The organism is Marichromatium gracile (assembly GCF_004343155.1).
Lineage (GTDB): Bacteria > Pseudomonadota > Gammaproteobacteria > Chromatiales > Chromatiaceae > Marichromatium > Marichromatium gracile.
Window position 1 is genome coordinate 381,021 of sequence record NZ_SMDC01000002.1, and the last position, 15,961, is coordinate 396,981.

General features: G+C 70.1%; 16 protein-coding genes. 6 read left to right on the top strand and 10 right to left on the bottom strand.

Going from position 1 to position 15,961, the window contains the following annotated elements; all coding sequences use genetic code 11:
- Nucleotides 1-28 precede the first annotated feature (28 nt).
- From EDC29_RS04720 to EDC29_RS04735, 4 genes are all read left to right on the top strand, one after another.
- Nucleotides 29-481 (top strand): hypothetical protein, encoded by a 453-nt coding sequence (locus EDC29_RS04720; RefSeq protein ID WP_123140843.1) that lies wholly within the window; start codon nt 29-31, stop codon nt 479-481.
- 16 nt (nt 482-497) lie between these two features.
- Nucleotides 498-899 carry a hypothetical protein gene (locus EDC29_RS04725; RefSeq protein ID WP_132228770.1) on the top strand — a complete coding sequence of 134 codons (402 nt, stop codon included), beginning with the start codon at nt 498-500 and terminating at the stop codon, nt 897-899.
- 263 nt (nt 900-1,162) lie between these two features.
- Nucleotides 1,163-1,999, top strand: a complete 837-nt coding sequence (locus EDC29_RS04730) for a helix-turn-helix domain-containing protein (protein WP_132228772.1) — start codon at nt 1,163-1,165, stop codon at nt 1,997-1,999.
- An 88-nt stretch (nt 2,000-2,087) separates the two neighbouring features.
- Nucleotides 2,088-2,951: a DMT family transporter gene (locus EDC29_RS04735; RefSeq protein WP_132228774.1), complete on the top strand. Its 864-nt coding sequence runs from the start codon at nt 2,088-2,090 to the stop codon at nt 2,949-2,951.
- Nucleotides 2,952-2,956: 5 nt separating this feature from the next.
- Here the strand turns inward: EDC29_RS04735 and EDC29_RS04740 are convergent, their stop codons facing one another.
- The 10 genes from EDC29_RS04740 to ndk form a co-directional block, all read right to left on the bottom strand.
- Nucleotides 2,957-3,352, bottom strand: a complete 396-nt coding sequence (locus EDC29_RS04740) for a DUF2750 domain-containing protein (protein ID WP_123140847.1) — start codon at nt 3,350-3,352, stop codon at nt 2,957-2,959.
- Between the two features lie 193 nt (nt 3,353-3,545).
- Nucleotides 3,546-4,193 (bottom strand): hypothetical protein, encoded by a 648-nt coding sequence (locus EDC29_RS04745; RefSeq protein WP_132228776.1) that lies wholly within the window; start codon nt 4,191-4,193, stop codon nt 3,546-3,548.
- A gap of 91 nt (nt 4,194-4,284) precedes the next feature.
- Nucleotides 4,285-5,685, bottom strand: coding sequence for a ribosome biogenesis GTPase Der (gene der, locus EDC29_RS04750; RefSeq protein ID WP_132228778.1), 1,401 nt, complete (start codon nt 5,683-5,685; stop codon nt 4,285-4,287).
- 5 nt (nt 5,686-5,690) lie between these two features.
- Nucleotides 5,691-6,926, bottom strand: a complete 1,236-nt coding sequence (gene bamB / locus EDC29_RS04755; RefSeq protein WP_132228780.1) for an outer membrane protein assembly factor BamB — start codon at nt 6,924-6,926, stop codon at nt 5,691-5,693.
- 20 nt (nt 6,927-6,946) lie between these two features.
- Nucleotides 6,947-7,576 carry a YfgM family protein gene (locus EDC29_RS04760; RefSeq protein WP_132228782.1) on the bottom strand — a complete coding sequence of 210 codons (630 nt, stop codon included), beginning with the start codon at nt 7,574-7,576 and terminating at the stop codon, nt 6,947-6,949.
- A gap of 60 nt (nt 7,577-7,636) precedes the next feature.
- Nucleotides 7,637-8,902 carry a histidine--tRNA ligase gene (hisS, locus tag EDC29_RS04765; RefSeq protein WP_123140852.1) on the bottom strand — a complete coding sequence of 422 codons (1,266 nt, stop codon included), beginning with the start codon at nt 8,900-8,902 and terminating at the stop codon, nt 7,637-7,639.
- Between the two features lie 44 nt (nt 8,903-8,946).
- The gene (locus EDC29_RS17605) at nt 8,947-9,948 is read right to left on the bottom strand and encodes a RodZ domain-containing protein (RefSeq protein ID WP_132228784.1); all 1,002 of its coding nucleotides are present in this window, start codon (nt 9,946-9,948) and stop codon (nt 8,947-8,949) included.
- The gene (gene pilW / locus EDC29_RS04775; RefSeq protein WP_123140854.1) at nt 9,920-10,747 is read right to left on the bottom strand and encodes a type IV pilus biogenesis/stability protein PilW; all 828 of its coding nucleotides are present in this window, start codon (nt 10,745-10,747) and stop codon (nt 9,920-9,922) included. Before pilW ends, EDC29_RS17605 begins: the two co-directional genes overlap by 29 nt.
- Complete coding sequence (rlmN, locus tag EDC29_RS04780) at nt 10,744-11,838, bottom strand: dual-specificity RNA methyltransferase RlmN (RefSeq protein ID WP_123140855.1); 1,095 nt, start codon at nt 11,836-11,838, stop codon at nt 10,744-10,746. The genes pilW and rlmN overlap by 4 nt, the downstream gene beginning before the upstream one ends.
- Nucleotides 11,839-11,857: 19 nt before the next feature.
- A complete protein-coding gene (gene ndk, locus EDC29_RS04785; protein ID WP_005221611.1) occupies nt 11,858-12,286 on the bottom strand; it encodes a nucleoside-diphosphate kinase in 429 nt (142 codons plus the stop codon).
- Nucleotides 12,287-12,565: 279 nt separating this feature from the next.
- Between ndk and EDC29_RS04790 the strand changes: the two genes are divergently transcribed.
- Together EDC29_RS04790 and EDC29_RS04795 are read left to right on the top strand one after the other, a co-directional pair.
- Nucleotides 12,566-13,525, top strand: coding sequence for an acetyltransferase (locus EDC29_RS04790; RefSeq protein ID WP_132228786.1), 960 nt, complete (start codon nt 12,566-12,568; stop codon nt 13,523-13,525).
- Nucleotides 13,526-13,696: 171 nt separating this feature from the next.
- Nucleotides 13,697-15,949 (top strand): CRISPR-associated endonuclease Cas3'', encoded by a 2,253-nt coding sequence (locus EDC29_RS04795; RefSeq protein ID WP_132228788.1) that lies wholly within the window; start codon nt 13,697-13,699, stop codon nt 15,947-15,949.
- The last annotated feature ends 12 nt before the right edge of the window (nt 15,950-15,961 follow it).

Genomic DNA, 15,961 nt, shown 5'->3' on the forward strand with positions numbered 1-15,961 from the left:
TATGTTTAATCCCGGAGCGGAGACCGTCATGACCAAGTGGATCCATCCCATCGCCGGCGCGCTGGCGCTGCTGACCATCCTGAGCTTCTGGTTCGCCACCGTGATCGTCGAGACCCTCGGCGCCCCGGCGGCCATCGTCGCGGTCAAGACCGCCATCCCCTGGGGCCTGCTGGTGCTGGTCCCGGCGCTTGCGGCAGTCGGCGGCTCGGGCTTCGCGCTGGCGCGTGACCGCCAGGGGGAACGGGTCGCGGCCAAGCGCCGGCGGATGCCGATCATCGCCGCCAACGGGCTGCTGGTGCTGGTGCCCTGCGCCTTCTTTCTCGCCGCCAAGGCCGCGGCGGGGGAGCTCGATGGCGTCTTCTACGCGGTGCAGGGGCTGGAGCTGGTCGCCGGCGCGGTCAACGCCACGCTGCTCGGGTTGAGCCTGCGCGACGGGTTGCGGTTGAGCGGCCGGCTGCGCGGCCAGCCGGTGCGGACCTGAGCGGGGGGCGGCGATCATGCGTATCCAGCTGTCACTCCTGTTCGTCGCCGTCGCGCTGCTCTCCGGCGGCTGCGGCGCGCCCCACCTGCGTCAGGTCCACGAGGCCGAGCAGCGCTTGCTCGGCGCCGAGGTCGAGCGGCTCACGCACTGCATCGGCGAGCCGTTGTCGGTCACGCGACCGGCCACGGAGCCCGGTGTCACGCTGCGCCACTACTCCTCGGCGCAGCGCCGCGGTGCAGACGGTCTGCTGCGCGCCACCCCGGCCCCGGACCCTGAGGACGACGCCCGCGCCTGTGTCTTCGACATCCGCGTGCGCGACGGGCGCGTCGTCGCCATCGCCAGCGACAACCGCGCCGGTTGGGGCTTTGGCAGCATCAAGCGCTGCTCGGCGGTGATCGGACGCTGTGCGGGTGGTTGATGCGGCGGTGTCAGGGTAGGCTTCGGTCTGGCGCTTCCGACGCTGATGACCCGAACCGAGTCCAGGCCGCTGCTTCGGGCTCGGTTCCGTGCAACTGGCGCTCACCCGCCGCCATCGACCGGAGCTGCCTCCAGCTCGACGGGCAGTCGACGGAAGGCCCCGCGCCGGTGGAGCCTCGGGGCCCGATCCTCGATCTGACCGAGGATCACGGTGAGGGAGGTGTCATGATCCTTGGCCGATGAGCGAGGGCACCGCGTCTATCCATGACGGTTCGAGACGATCCTCCCCGCAGCCGTCAGCTCCCCGACATCCCCGGGGTCGAGGTGCTGTGCGGGACCTTCCGTGACCATGCCTTTCCCCGTCACTGTCACGACGGGCTGATGATCGCGCTGATCGACGGCGGCGCGCAGCGGGTGGCGTCCGCGGGCGGTCGGCTGGTCGCCACCCCCGGGCAGATCGTCGCCATGCCGGCTGGGGTGGTCCATGCCGTCTCGGCGATCGACGCCGAGGGTTGGCGTTATCGCGTCCTGACCATTCCCGAGCGTCTGCTGCTGCAGGTGAGCGAGGGGCCGCCCGCGGGGTTCGCGTCCGCCCCCGTCATCAGTGACCGAGCGCTTGCAGCGGCCTTGGCCGCCACGCATGAGGCGCTGACCGATCGCGTGACCTCGCTGAGCTTCGAGACCCGGTTGCTCGATGTGCTCGCCGGCTTCCTCGCGCGGCACGCGCGCCCGTGCCCCGCGATCGTGCGCAGCGGACGCGAGCCCGAGGCGGTGCGCCGCGCGCTGGAGTATCTCGGCGACTGTCCGGAGCGCGCAGTCTCGCTCACCGAGCTGGCCTCGGCGGCGGGGCTCGATGCCTACCGCCTGGCCCGTGCCTTTACCCGTGAGCTGGGGTTGCCGCCCCATGCCTGGCACCTGCAGTACCGGCTGCGCGCGGCGCAGTCGCGACTCGCCCGGGGCGAGGCGGTCGCCGCCGTCGCGCTGGCGCTGGGGTTCGCCGACCAGGCCCATTTCACCCGCGCCTTCAAGCGGCTGACCGGGGTGACCCCGGGGCGCTATCGCTCCGACCACGGTCATCCGCGCACACGCCGCCGTCGCTAGGGTGCCAAGATCGTTCAAGACAGCACCGTCGGCGCCTCCTAGCCTGCGTGCCTCTTGATGCGGTTAGGGGGATGGTGCTGTGCGAGGGATGAGGCCGACGGGTTCGGTCGAGATGGTCGGACTGGGGGCTGCGCTGGTGACCCCGGTGGCCTGGGGGCTGACCGGGGTCTTCGTGCGCTTGTTGCCCGATCTGCCGGCGACGGTGATCGTCGTCGCCAGGCTGGGCGTCGGGCTGCTCGTACTGGCGCCCTTCCTGCTGATCCATCGGCGCCAGGCCGTGCATGCACTGCGCACGCCCTTGCCGCTGGCGATGGGGCTCTACTATGTGCTGGCCACCGAGGCCTTCGTGCGCGCGCCGGTCGTCGAGGTGACCCTGGTGATCGGCGCGGCGCCGGTGATCGCGGTGCTCCTGCAGTGGGTTGGTGGCGCGGCGCCGAGTGGACGCCAGCTCGGGTGTGTCGCGCTTGCGCTCGCCGGCCTGGCGCTCTATCTCGCCCCGGCGTTGGACGCGGGTAGCCTGGGTGTCGGTCACGGGCTTGCGTTCGGCTGCGCGCTGGTCGCGGCGCTCTACGCGATCGGGGTGCGCCGGCGCGCGCTCGCTGGGGGCTGTCCTCACCCGCTCGCGCTCACCGCGGTGGCCTGTCTCTGGGGGCTGGTCGTGAGTCTGCCCTGGCTCTGGGCCGCGGCCCCACGCTGGCCGGTTGCCGGGGAGTTGCCGGTGATCCTGGCGCTTGCCCTGGTCTCGACCGTGTTGCCGACCTTGTCCTATGGGATCGCCGCCGCTCGTCTGTCCCCGTTGATTAGCACGACCCTGGGGCTGCTCACGCCCCTGGTCGCCGCCCTGGCCGCTGTCGCGGTGCTCGGTGAGTGGCCGCACCCGGCCTCGCTGCCGGGTGCGGTGATGACGCTCGCGGGTCTGTTCCTGCTGGTACGGACGCCGGCGCAGGGGTGACGCGCTCAGTCGCGCGCGCGCTGTGCGGCCTCGAGGTCGGCGAGCAGCTCCAGCGGATCGACCACCATGCCGCTGCCGTCGGGGGCGGCGAACACCGAGACCAGACGGTCGTCGCGGTCCATGCCGGGCAGCCAGCGTTCCATGAAGGTGTCGAGCGCGAGCGCCTCGGGGCGGCAGTCGGCCCAGTCGTCGTCGGCCAGGGCGGCGGCCAGCTCCGGGGCTGGCCAGAAGGGGAAGCAGTCGGTGTCCTCCTCGTCGCTGAAGGCGACGAAGCCGTCCTCGGCGCACAGCGTCCACACCTGGCCGTGCTCCAGCACCTCGGTGACGAAGAGGGTGTAGCGCTCGGGGGCCGGCAGGTCGAACAGGGCGGCGAGTTCCTGGGTGGAGCGTGGTGCATTCATGGTGGGGCCCCCTTGCGGTCGGGTGGTTTGGGTTGCATCCCGCATTGTATGACAGCCGGGCGCGTCCCGGGGGCTCAGGGTGCGGGTGCGGTGCGCACGATCAGCAGGTGGTCGTCGAGAGCGGTCTCGACCGCGGTGACAGTCAATGCGGTGACGAGCGGGATGGCGAGCCGTTGCATCGATCGGGTCCGGATCACCAGGGGGCCATGGAGTCCATGACGCGGAAGGGCGCGCCCATGGCGCGGGTGTCGCTGGCCATGCCGCCGACGCCCTGGCGCATCAGCAGGGTGTCGTACTGGATGCGACCGATGGTGGCGTTCATCTGGGTCATGTCGCGGCTCATCGCGGTGATGTCGGTGGACATGCCGTCGATGCTCAGGCGCATCTGTCCCATGTCCTCGCGCATCGCCTCGATGCTGGTGCGCATCGCGCCCATGTCCCCGGCCATCGTGGCCATGTAGCTCTCGCCCTGGGCCTTGAATTCGAAGGGGCGGGTGCGGGCGTCGTCGGTGGCATGGCCCATGTTGTACATGTAGTCCTCCATCCGGTTCATGTCGCGGGCCATCATGAACACCAGATAGAAGAGTACGGCACCGATGAGTAGCGCGAACAGGCCGAGCACCGCCGTGTACCACTTGGCACGGGTGTGACGCCGCTCCTCGATGTGGAGACGTTGTTCGAGCCCGTGGATGTCGGTGAGCTGGCGCTCGGGACCGCTCGCCGCGAGCAGGCGTTCGAGCTGTTCGCCGAGTCGGGCGCGCTGTGCGGTGTCGTCCCTGAGCGCCTGGATCAGCGCCTCGATTCCGTGCTGGGCTGAATCGCCCTCGATCTGATCGGCCATCTGCGCCCTCGTCCTGAGTCTTGCCGGGGATGTCGATTATAGAGCCGTCGTCGACGAGACGGCGAGGGTGGTGCGTCCCTGCACCGATGGCTCAATGCTTGCGCGAGGTGAACTTCTTGAGCCGCTGGCGGCTCTTGATCTGGCGCGGGGTGAGCGGGTTGCGCTTGCCCTCGTAGGGATTGCCGCCGCTCTTGAACTCCAGGCGCAGCGGGGTGCCGAGCAGGTCGAGCTCACGGCGGAAACGGTTGATCAGATAGCGCTTGTAGCTCGCCGGGGTCTCATCGGTCTGGTTGCCGTGGATCACCACCACCGGCGGATTGCGCCCGCCCTGGTGGGCATAGCGCAGCTTGATGCGCCGGCCGCGCACCAGCGGCGGCTGGTGCTCCTGTACCGCCGCCTCGAGCAGCCGGGTCAGCTCCGGGGTGGAGAGGTTGCGGGTGGCGTTGGCATAGGCCAGGTCGACGTCGTCGAGCAGCAGCCCGACGCCGCTGCCGTGCAGCGCCGAGATGCGGTGCAGCTTGGCGAAGTCGAGGAAACCGAGCTTGCGGGTGAACTGCGCCTTGACCTGTTCGCGCGCCTCGGCGTCGAGTCCGTCCCACTTGTTGATCGCCACCACCACGGCGCGGCCGCTGTCGATGACATGGCCGGCGAGGGTGGCGTCCTGCTCGCCGATGCCGGCATGGGCGTCGATCACCAGGACCACCACGTTGGCCGCCTCGATCGCCTGCAGCGTCTTGATCACGCTGAATTTCTCGATCGCCTCCTTGACCTTGGCGCGACGGCGCAGACCGGCGGTGTCGATCAGGGTGTAGCGCTGGCCATCACGCTCGAAGGGGATGAAGACGCTGTCGCGGGTGGTGCCGGGGCTGTCGAAGGCGACCACGCGCTCCTCGCCGACGAGACGGTTGATCAGCGTCGACTTGCCGGCATTGGGGCGACCGACGATCGCCACCTTGACGCCACGCTCGTCGTCGTCCTCGGGCGCTTCCTCCTCGGCGGCCTCGGGGAGCTGGGCGAAGACGTGCTCGATTAGCGGCCGGATCGCCATCCCCTGGGTGGCCGAGACCGCACGCGGTTCGCCCAGCCCGAGGGCGTGGAACTCGGCGGTGGCGAGCAGCGGGTCGAAGGTGTCGCTCTTGTTGACCACCAGGGTCATCGGCTTGCCGATACGGCGCAGCCGCTCGGCGATGGCGATGTCCTCCGGGGTGCAGCCGTCGCGCGCGTCGACCACGAACAGCAGGTGATCGGCCTCCTCGATGGCCAGTTGCACCTGACGCTCCATCAGCGTCTCGACGCCCTCGGTGGCGGTGGCGATACCGCCGGTGTCGACGATCACATAAGGGCCGGGGCCGATCCGCCCGACCCCGTACTGGCGATCGCGGGTGAGCCCGGGGAAGTCGGCGACCAGCGCGTCGCGGGTGCGCGTGAACCGGTTGAACAGGGTCGACTTGCCGACATTGGGACGACCGACCAGGGTGATGACGGGGAGCATGGTATTCAGGGACTCGCGTTATCGGCTTGCTCGGGCGCGCGTTGCGCCGTCCGCGCCGGGATGGCGCCGACGCTGAGGGCGCTCAGCGTCCCGTCGTCGGCATAGACATAGAGCCGCCCGGCGGCGGCCAGCGGCGGTGCGGTGATCGGCGCCTTCTTGGTGACGCGGGTGCGCCCGAGCAGCTGACCGTCGGCGGCGTCGAGCAGGTGGACATAGCCCTCCAGGTCGCCGACCGCGACCACCTGGCCGAGCAGCGCCGGCGCGGTGAGCCGACGATAGCGCAGCGCCTCCTGCACCCAGCGCCCGGCGCCGCTGAGCGGGTCGGCGCCCCACACCTGATCGCGCGAGTCGGTGACGAACAGCGCCTCCGGGGTGGCGGCGAGACCGGCGTGGGCGGAGAGCTCGCGGCGCCACAGCACGGTGCCGGTGACGGCATCGACCGCAGCCAGGTCGCCGTTGTAGGTGCCGACGAACACCGTGGTGCCGACCAGCACCGGATCGGCGTCGATGTCGGCGATGCGCGAGAGCTCGGAGCGCCCGCTCGGTCGGGTGATGGTGACCTCCCACAGCGGCGTGCCGTCGGCGACGTCGAACTTGATCAGCTTGCCGCCGGAGAGCCCGACGATGACCCCGTCCGGGGCCACCGCCGGGGTGCTGCTGCCGCGCAGGGTGAGCACCGGGGCGGGGTAGGTGAGGTGCCAGCGCTGCTCGCCGGTGGCCGCCTCGATGCCGTAGAGACTGTCGTCGAGGGTGTGGACGACGATGGTCTCGGCATCGGCGAAGCGCGGCACCGAGAGCACCTCGCTGCCGAGCCGGGTCCGCCACAGCTCGGTGCCGTCGGCGGTGGAGAAGAGCGCCAGCTCGCCGCCGGTGGTGCCGAGCACCAGACGCTCGCCGTGGACCTCGGGACCGCCGCTGAAGGCCAGTTCGGTCTCCTGGCGCCACAGCACGCGGCCGTTGTCGGCGGCTACCGCGGCGAGGGTGCCGCGGGCGTCGGCGACATAGAGCCGACCGGCGGCGAGCGTCGGCACCAGATAGAGGCGACGCCCGTCGGTGCCGTCGGTGACGCGCGCCGACCACAGCGTGGTCGGGGTCAACGACTGGTCGAGCTCGGGCAACTCGCTCGGCGGTGTCGGATCCTCCTCGCTGCCGAGCCAGGGGATGAGACTGCAGCCGCCGAGCAGCGCACTCAACAGCAGTGCGCCGGCGCCGGTGATCGCCGCTCTGGTGTGGATCGCCATAACTTCCTTCCGTGTGTCGTCTAGCCGGCCGAGGGCAGGTTATCGAGCTTGAGCTGGATGAGTTGCGAGAGTGCGGCGCCACCTTCGATGGCCGTCTCATAGGCCTCGCGGGCGGTGTCGAGGTCGCCGCGCGCGGCGGCCAGGTCACCGCGCACCGCGGCGAAGTCGGCGCTGAACTCGGGGCTGTCGTCATGGTCGGTGATGGTCGACTCGGCGGCGTCGAGCGCGCCCTCGGCGAGCTGGATGCGCGCCAGGCGCAACGCGGCGAGACGCGCCAGCGCGGCGTCCGGGGCGTCATCGATCACCCGCTCGAGTCGAGCGATGGCCGCCTCGGCCTCACCGGCCTGATAAAGCCCCTTGGCCGCGACCAGGGCGCCGAGCGCGGCATAGGGCGTGGCGCCGAAGTCGGCGTCGAGCTGTTCGGACTGCTTGGCCAGCACCGTGGCCGCATCGGCGTCCTCGGCGCTGTAGAGCATCTGCTCGAAGTGGGTCGAGGCCTGGGCGGCGAGGTCGGTGCGGTAGTCGTTCCAGTAGCGCCAGCCGAAGATGATGACCAGGCCGAGCGCGAGACCGGCGAACACGGCCACGCCGTTGTCACGCCACCACTTCTTGATGGCTTCGGCCTTTTCCTCGTCGGTTTGGTAACTCACAGGTCTGTCCTCTATGGGTGCGCGCGCGCTGTCGAGCGGCGCGGGTGGGTCTCGATGGGGTCAGGCCGGCGCGCCGGCGAGCAGCTCGGTCAGTGCGGTGAGGTCGAGTTCGCGCTGCTCGACCTGTTCGCGCAGCGCCTTGACGCCGACCACGCCGCGCTCGGCCTCGTCCTCGCCGAGGATCAGCGCGTAGCGCGCGCCGCTCTTGTCGGCGCGCTTGAACTGGCTCTTGAAGCTGCCGCCGCCGGCGTGCACCACCAGGCGCAGCTCGGGCAGGGCGTCGCGCAGTCGCTCGGCGAGCACCGGGGCCTCCTGTTGGGCGCGCTCGCCGAGCGCGACCAGATAGGCGTCGATGCCGGGATCATCCTGCGCGCCGCTCAGTTCGAGCAGCTCGACCAGACGCTCGATGCCCATGGCGAAGCCGACGGCGGTGGTCGGGCGACCGCCGAGCTGGGCGACCAGACCGTCGTAACGACCGCCGGCGCAGACCGTGCCCTGGGCGCCGAGTTCGTCGGTGATCCATTCGAACACGGTGCGATTGTAGTAGTCGAGTCCGCGCACCAGACGCGGGTTGAGCTGGTAGTCGACCCCGGCGCGCTCGAGTCCGGCGCGGATGTGATCGAGATGGGCGCGACTGGTCTCGCCGAGGTGATCGAGCAGCGAGGGCGCGTCGGCGACGACCTCGCGGGTCTGCGGATGCTTGGAGTCGAGCACCCGCAGCGGGTTGCTGTGCAGCCGCTTGCGGCTGTCCTCGTCGAGTTGGTCGATGCGCGCCTCGAGATAGGCGATCAGCTCGGCACGATAGGCCGCGCGCTCCTCGGCGTCGCCGAGCGAGTTGATCTCCAGGCGGAAGCCCTCGAGTCCGAGCGCGCGCCACAGTCGCGCGGTCATCAGCATCAGCTCGAGGTCGATGTCCGGTCCCTCGAGCCCGAAGACCTCGACGCCGATCTGGTGGAACTGGCGGTAGCGCCCGCGCTGCGGGCGCTCGTAGCGGAACATCGGGCCGCGATACCATAGCCGCTGCGGCTGCATCAGCAGGCCGTGCTCGATGGCCGCGCGCACGCAGCTCGCCGTCCCCTCGGGACGCAGGCTGAGACTGTCGTCGTTACGGTCGGGGAAGGTGTACATCTCCTTCTCGACGATGTCGGTGACCTCGCCGATGGAGCGCTTGAACAGGTCGGTGACCTCGACGACGGGGGTACGGATCTCGCTGTAGCCGTAGCCCTCGAGGACCCGCCGCGCGGTGTCCTCGAGACGGTGCCAGGTGGGGATGCGGTCCGGCAGGATGTCGTGCATCCCGCGGATGGCTTGGATCTTCTTGCTCATGCTGGGCGGATACTGATGGCCTGTGGGATCGCAGCGCGCCGGACTCAGTCGGGCTGACTGGGATCGAGGGTGAAGCGGGCGACGTTGCCTCGGGCGCGCTCGCTCAGATCGAGCGGTTCGCCGTCGATGGTGAGTCGCGCCATGGCGGTGTTGCCGATGATGAAGCGATAGGGCGGCTCGCCCTCGAGCACGCGTCGGTCGCCGGCACGCAGCTCGCCGGTGAGGATGATGCGACGGTTGACGTCACGCACCTCGACCCAGCAGTTGCCGGTGAACTCGAGCGCGACCTCGGGCGGCGTCGGTGCCGTTTCGACGCTCGTCGGCGCGGCCTCCGGACGATCCTCGTCGATCCCGGATGCGACAGTGGGCGCGGGCGCGGGCGCGGGCGCGGCGCCGGGCGTCGAGATGGTGTCCGGTGTCGCCCCCGGCTCGGGCGCGGCGACGAGCGCCGACGTCTGCTGGGCGGGCGCCGGGGTCGGACGTGGCGCCGGCTGCGGGGCCCGGGGCTCGGGCGTCGTCGGTGCCGGGGCGACAGGGGCGGGTGTGGCCTGGGACGGTGCCGGGTCGAGGCGCGGCTGCTCGCTGGGCGCGACGTCGTCTGCGAGCGGCGCCGGGGCGAGCTCGGGGCGGCTCTGCCACCACAGCACCAGCATGGCGACAGCCGCCGCCATCAGCGCCAGGCTGATCAGGCGCATCAGCCAGCGCGAGGTGGTCTCGGCGAGGTTGCCGCGCGTCCGTGGCCCCGTCTGGGCGGCGGCCTGCTCCTGGGTCACCGTGCGTGCCGACTCGATCAATGGTGTCGGGTCGATGCCGAGCAGTCTGGCGTAGTTGCGCAGATAACCGATCGCGAAGACCGGCCCGGGCAGCGCATCGTAACGATCCTGTTCGAGCGCCTCGATGATCTCCGGGCGCAGGTGCAGTTGCGAGGCCACGCGTGCGATCTCGAGGCCGCGCGTCTCGCGCTGCTGACGCAGGCGCTGACCGGGGTGCATGATGATGTCTGGCGTGCTCGGCGCCTCAGGACTCGGTGATCTGGTCTCGCTCATCCAACTGGACTCCCTGGGATTCTCTGGATGCCGCCGCGTCCGGGAAGCGCTCGCGCAGTGCCCGCTGGTAGAAGTTGGCGCGCTCGCGATCGCCGAGCTGGCGCTCGATGCTGGCGCCGAGCTGCAGGGCCTCGCGCGTGCTGGTCGCGGTGCGCAGGGTCTCTGCTCCGAAATAGCGGTCGATGTCCCCCTTTGCCGCCTTGATCTCGCCACGGGCATAGGCCATCGCCGCGCGCTTGACCAAGGCCGGGCCGAACTTCGGATTCGCCGCGACGGCGGAGCGATAATACGCCTCCGCCTGGCTCGCGTCGCCCTTCTTGCGGGCACAGTCGCCGGCATTGGTCATGGTCACCCAGGGGGTGGCATAGAGCGGATTGTCGAGTGCCTCGAGGAACTGGGCCTCGGCCTCCGCATAGCGCTGTTCACGGCACAGATAGGAGCCGTAGGCGTGGAGCACGTCGGGGTTCTTCGGCGCCAGCTGCACGGCGCGCTCGTAGTGCTCGGTGGCCAGTGCGTCCTTGCCCAGCTGCTCGTAGAGAAAGGCCATCCAGACATGCGCGCGGGCGTAGCGACGATCGGCCTCGAGGGCCTGGAGCGCACGGCGGAAGGCGACCTCGATCTGGCCCCGGGCATAGTACTGCTCGGCCATCCGCACGTAGATCTCGGCGGGGCTGTCGTCGGGTTCGAGACCGAGCGCGTCACCGCCCTCGGGGCGCTTCTCGGCGCCACCGCAGCCAGCCAGCAGGGTCAGGCACAGCAGCACGGCCAACGCGAGCGGGCGAGGCCAGCGAGGGGTCATGGCGCTCCTGTTCGGTCCTGTTCGAGTTGTACCCGGGCCTGGCGACGGGTGCGATCCTGCACCCGGCCGACGAGCTGGCCGCAGGCTGCGGCGATCTCCTCGCCCCGGGTCTTGCGGGTGATCGCGATCAGCCCCGAGCGCAGCAGTCGCTGGCGGAAGGCCTCGACCTGCTCGGGCGGACTGGTGGTGTAATCGACCCCGGGGAAGGGGTTGAAGGGGATCAGGTTGATCTTCGACGGCGTGCCCTCGAGCAGACGGATGAGCTGCTTGGCGTGGGCGATGCTGTCGTTGAGCCCGGCGATCATGATGTATTCCCAGGTCACCTTGCGGCGCTTGTCGTCGGCGACATAGCGGCGGCAGGCCGGGATCAGCTCGGCGAGCGGGTACTTGCGGTTGATCGGCACCAGCTCATCGCGCAAGGCGTCGTTGGGGGCGTGCAGCGAGACGGCCAGGGAGACGTTGCTGACCTCGCGCAGGCGCTCGAGCGCGGGGACGATGCCGACCGTGCTCACCGTCACCCGCTGCTTGGCGAGCATATAGGCGAGGTCGTCCTGCATCATCGCCATCGCCTTGACCACCGGGTCGAAGTTGGCGAGCGGCTCGCCCATGCCCATCATCACCACATTGGTCGGGGCGGTCTCGAGCTGGCGGGTGGCGTGCCACACCTGGGCGATGATCTCGCCGACCGTGAGGTTGCGATTGAAGCCCTGCTTGGCGGTGGCGCAGAAGCGGCAGTCGAGCGCGCAGCCGACCTGCGAGGAGACGCAGATGGTGCTGCGGCGGCCCTCGGGGATGAATACGGTCTCGATGTGTTGGCCGTCGGCCAACTCCATCACCCATTTCTTCGTCCCGTCGGCGGAGGGGTGTTCGTGGACGATCCGCGGCAGGCGGATCTCGGTGCGCTCGCGCAGCTGTTCGCGCAGCGCGAGCGGCAGATCCGTCATGGCGTCGAAGTCGACGACGCCATGCTTGTGGATCCACTTGAACAGGTTGCGGCCATGGAACGCCTTGCGGCCGAACTCGACGGCGAGCGCCTCGCAGTCGGCGCGGTCGAGATCGAGCAGGTTGGTCTTGGGTTCGCTGGCGTTCATGGCCGTCACCGGATCAGGATCAGCGGGTGCGCTCGCAGACGCCCTCGGGGAAGAAGAAGGCGATCTCCTCGGCGGCGGTCTCGGGGGCATCGGAGCCGTGGGCCGCGTTCTCGGTGAAGGAGTCGGCGAAGTCGGCGCGGATGGTGCCCGGGGCGGCCTCGGCCGGGTTGGTGGCACCCATGATCTCGCGGTTCTTGGCGATGGCGCCCTCGCCCTCGAGGACCTGGACCATGACCGGGCCGGAGGTCATGAAGTCGACCAGCTCGCCGAAGAAGGGACGCTCCTGGTGCACGGCGTAGAAGGCCGAGGCCTGCTCGCGGCTCAGGTGCATCATGCGCGCGGCGACGATGCGCAGGCCGGCGGCCTCGAAACGCCCGAGGATGGCGCCGATGGCGTCCTTGGCGACGGCGTTGGGCTTGATGATGGAGAGGGTGCGTTCGATGGCCATGCGGGCTCCTGAAGAACTCTTAAAGGATGATGTTAGGACACACGGGCTTCCCTGGCTCCGGCAACCACCAATACGCCGTCGTCGCCGATCGCGAGACGCCGAGCCAGGGCCGGAGAACCTGAGAAGATCAAAAGAAGTCGGTGAGCAGGCAAGTCTAACGTCAGCGGCTGTACCGGGCAATGCCGATGCGCGCTTGTCAGGATAGTCGCGCGCTGGTTAGGCTCCTCGCATTCCACTCGAATCGAGCCGGGCCGGGGATCGGCCGGGGAGGAGACACGCATGGCCCTGTACGATGTCTTCAACGGCGACGCGGACGGACTCTGCGCGCTCCTGCAGCTGCACCTGGCCGAGCCGCGCGAGAGCGTGCTGGTGACCGGGGTCAAGCGCGACATCGCGCTGCTCGATCGCGTCGAGGCCGGCGCCGGTGACGAGGTGCGGGTGCTCGACCTCTCGCTCGACAAGAACCGCGCCGCGCTCGAGCGGCTGCTCGCCGCCGGCGTGCGGGTGCGCTACTTCGACCACCACTTCCCCGGCGAGATCCCCGACCATCCGGGCCTCGAAGCCCATATCGACACCGCACCCGATCGCGGCACCAGTTTGCTGGTCGACGCCGCGCTCGACGGCGCCCATCGCGCCTGGGCGGTGGTCGGTACCTTCGGCGACAACTTCGACGCCGCCGCGCGCCAGGCCGCCGCGCCGCTGGGGTTCGATGCGCCGACGCTCGAACGGCTGCGCGAACTCGGCATCTATCTCAATTACAACGGCTATGGTGCCCGTGTCGCCGACCTCCACGTCGATCCGGCGCAGCTCTTCGAGCGCCTGCGCCCCTATGCCGATCCGCGCGCGTTCATCGCCGCCGACCCGGTCTTCGCCCAGCTCCGCGATGGCTACGCCGATGACATGGCGCACGCCGAGGCGTTGCGCCCCGAGGTCGACGAGACGGCGGGGCGGGTGTTCGTGCTGCCCGATGCGCCCTGGGCGCGGCGGGTTAGCGGGGTGTTCGCCAACGCCCGGGCCCAGGCCGCCCCGGAGCGCGCCCATGCGCTGCTCACCCGCCTGCCCGAGGGCGGTTTCCTGGTCAGCGTGCGCGCCCCGCTGGCGCGTCCCGACGGCGCCGACGCGCTGTGCCGCCAGTTCCCGAGCGGTGGCGGACGCAAGGCCGCCGCCGGCATCAACCACCTCGCCGAGGACGACTATCCACGCTTCGTCGAGGCATTCCTCTCGACCTTCCGCGGGTGATCTGGATCCAGTCCGTGACTTGAGCGAGGCCCTGGATAAATTCATTTGATGGGGATAAATTCAAGGTCTCCATGAAGCCCGCCAGCGGGTGGGCCCTACGCGATTGCTCCGGCGCTAAGCGGTATCGGAGCAGCGCAGCACCCGTGTGGGTTGCACAGGACGTGACTTGAGATGCAGGCCCCCAAGGATTGTGATTGCTTCGCCCATTCCACGGATTCGGGCCGTGCCGCCGACTGGCAGCCGCTCGCCGAGCACTTGCACAATGTCGCGCGCCTGGCCGCTGCTCGCGCCGCCCCCTTCGGTTGCGAGACGCTCGCCGAGACCGCCGGGCTGCTCCACGATCTCGGCAAGTACACCGACGATTTCCAGCGCCGCCTGGCGGGCGAGGCGGTGCGGGTCGATCACGCCACCCGGGGCGCGCAGCTCGCGCTGGAGCGCTATCCGGGGCTCGGCCAGCTGCTCGCCTATGCCATCGCCGGGCACCACGGTGGACTCGCCAACGGCGCCGAGTCCGGTGAGCGCACCGCGCTGCGAGAGCGGTTGGCGCGGGACGGGCTGCCGCCGCTGCTCGATGTCTGGCGGCAGGAGATCGCGCTACCCGAGGCACTGGAGCGACCGCCGCTCATCGTGCACAGCCGCGAGCGCGGCATGTTCCAGCTTTCCTTCCTGGTGCGGATGCTGTTCTCGTGTCTGGTCGATGCCGACTATCTCGATACCGAGGCATTCTACGATCGGGTCGAGCGTCCGCCGGGCGTTCGTCGCGAGACCTTGCGCGCGGCGCCCTCGCCGTCGCTGGCGGCGCTGTGCGATCGGCTCGACGCGCATCTCCAGGGGTTTGCTGCGTCGCGCCCCGTCGATCGGCTGCGCGGCGACATTCTCGATCATGTCCGGGGCCAGGCCACGTTGCCGCCCGGGCTGTTCTCGCTCACCGTCCCCACCGGGGGCGGCAAGACCCTGACCTCGCTCGCCTTCGCGCTCGATCACGCGCTGGTGCACGGGCTGCGGCGGGTGATCTGCGTCATCCCCTTCACCAGCATCGTCGAGCAGACCGCCGCGAGCTTTCGTGCCGCCCTCGGCGAGCTGGGCGAAACGGCGGTGCTGGAGCATCACAGCGCCTTCGTGCCCTCGGTCGCGGACGAGGGCGCGAAGGCGAGCGACAAGCTGCGTCTGGCGATGGAGAACTGGGATGCCCCGATCGTCGTCACCACCGCCGTGCAGTTCTTCGAGAGCCTGTTCGCGGCGCGCCCCTCGCAGTGCCGCAAGCTCCACAACGTCGCCGGCAGCGTGGTGATCCTCGACGAGGCCCAGACCCTGCCGCTGAAACTGCTGCGCCCCACCGTTGCCGCCATCGACGAGCTGGCGCGCAACTACGGCTGCACCCTGGTGCTGTGCACCGCCACCCAGCCGGCGCTGAACGCCCCAGCGTTTCGCGGTGGGCTGGATAAGGTGCGCGAACTCGCGCCCGACCCGCCGGCGCTCTACCGCCGGCTCGAACGGGTACGGATCGGCCATCTCGGCGAGGTCGATGACGCCGCACTGGTCGCGCGTCTGCAAGGACATGAGCAGGTGCTCTGCATCGTCAACAACCGCCGCCATGCCCGCGCGCTCTATCAGGCGATCGCCGAGCAGCCGGGCGCCTGCCACCTCTCCACCCTGATGTGCGCGCGCCACCGCAGCGCGGTGCTCGCCGAGGTGCGCGCGCGGCTGGATCGGGGCGCGCCCTGCCGGCTGGTGGCGACCTCGCTGATCGAGGCCGGGGTGGATGTCTCCTTCCCGGTGGTCTATCGCGCCGAGGCCGGGCTCGACTCGATCGCCCAGGCTGCCGGGCGCTGCAACCGTCATGGCGAGGACCGGGCCGAGGACAGTCCGGTGTGGGTGTTCGCGCCCGCCGGTGAGGACTGGGCGCCGCCGCCCGAGTTGAAGCAGTTCGCTCAGGCCGGGCGCGAGGTGCTGCGTCGGCACAGTGAGGCACCGCTCGCCCCGGCGGCGATCGACGCCTATTTCCAGCTCCTCTACTGGCAGCAGGGCGACGAGGCCCTGGACCGGCACGACCTGCTCGGGCTGCTGCGCTGCAGCCGTCCCGACGGGCTACCGCTGGAGACGCTGGCGTCGCGCTATCGCTTGATCGAGACCACCCAGGTGGCGGTCATCGTGCCCTATGACGAGGCGGCGCGCGGTGCACTCGCGGCGCTGGAACACGTGCCTCGCTGTGGCGGCGTGGCGCGGCGGCTACAGCCCTATCTGGTGCAGGTGCCGGGGCGTGCCCTGGCCGAGTTGCGTGCTGCCGGCGCGGTGCAGCCGGTGGCCGAGGCCCGTTGGGGTGAACAGTTCCTGGCGCTCATGAACCCGGACCTCTATAGCCCCGACTTCGGGTTGTGGTGGGAGGAGCCGACCTTCGTGAGCACGGCCAACACGATCATCTGAGAGGAGAACAGC

Coding starts and splice junctions, on each gene's coding strand:
- EDC29_RS04720 (WP_123140843.1), top strand. CDS start 29: ATGACCAAGTGGATCCATCCCATCGCCGGCGCGCTGGCGCTGCTGACC.
- EDC29_RS04725 (WP_132228770.1), top strand. CDS start 498: ATGCGTATCCAGCTGTCACTCCTGTTCGTCGCCGTCGCGCTGCTCTCC.
- EDC29_RS04730 (WP_132228772.1), top strand. CDS start 1,163: ATGACGGTTCGAGACGATCCTCCCCGCAGCCGTCAGCTCCCCGACATC.
- EDC29_RS04735 (WP_132228774.1), top strand. CDS start 2,088: ATGAGGCCGACGGGTTCGGTCGAGATGGTCGGACTGGGGGCTGCGCTG.
- EDC29_RS04740 (WP_123140847.1), bottom strand. CDS start 3,352: ATGAATGCACCACGCTCCACCCAGGAACTCGCCGCCCTGTTCGACCTG.
- EDC29_RS04745 (WP_132228776.1), bottom strand. CDS start 4,193: ATGGCCGATCAGATCGAGGGCGATTCAGCCCAGCACGGAATCGAGGCG.
- der (WP_132228778.1), bottom strand. CDS start 5,685: ATGCTCCCCGTCATCACCCTGGTCGGTCGTCCCAATGTCGGCAAGTCG.
- bamB (WP_132228780.1), bottom strand. CDS start 6,926: ATGGCGATCCACACCAGAGCGGCGATCACCGGCGCCGGCGCACTGCTG.
- hisS (WP_123140852.1), bottom strand. CDS start 8,902: ATGAGCAAGAAGATCCAAGCCATCCGCGGGATGCACGACATCCTGCCG.
- EDC29_RS17605 (WP_132228784.1), bottom strand. CDS start 9,948: ATGAGCGAGACCAGATCACCGAGTCCTGAGGCGCCGAGCACGCCAGAC.
- pilW (WP_123140854.1), bottom strand. CDS start 10,747: ATGACCCCTCGCTGGCCTCGCCCGCTCGCGTTGGCCGTGCTGCTGTGC.
- rlmN (WP_123140855.1), bottom strand. CDS start 11,838: ATGAACGCCAGCGAACCCAAGACCAACCTGCTCGATCTCGACCGCGCC.
- ndk (WP_005221611.1), bottom strand. CDS start 12,286: ATGGCCATCGAACGCACCCTCTCCATCATCAAGCCCAACGCCGTCGCC.
- EDC29_RS04790 (WP_132228786.1), top strand. CDS start 12,566: ATGGCCCTGTACGATGTCTTCAACGGCGACGCGGACGGACTCTGCGCG.
- EDC29_RS04795 (WP_132228788.1), top strand. CDS start 13,697: ATGCAGGCCCCCAAGGATTGTGATTGCTTCGCCCATTCCACGGATTCG.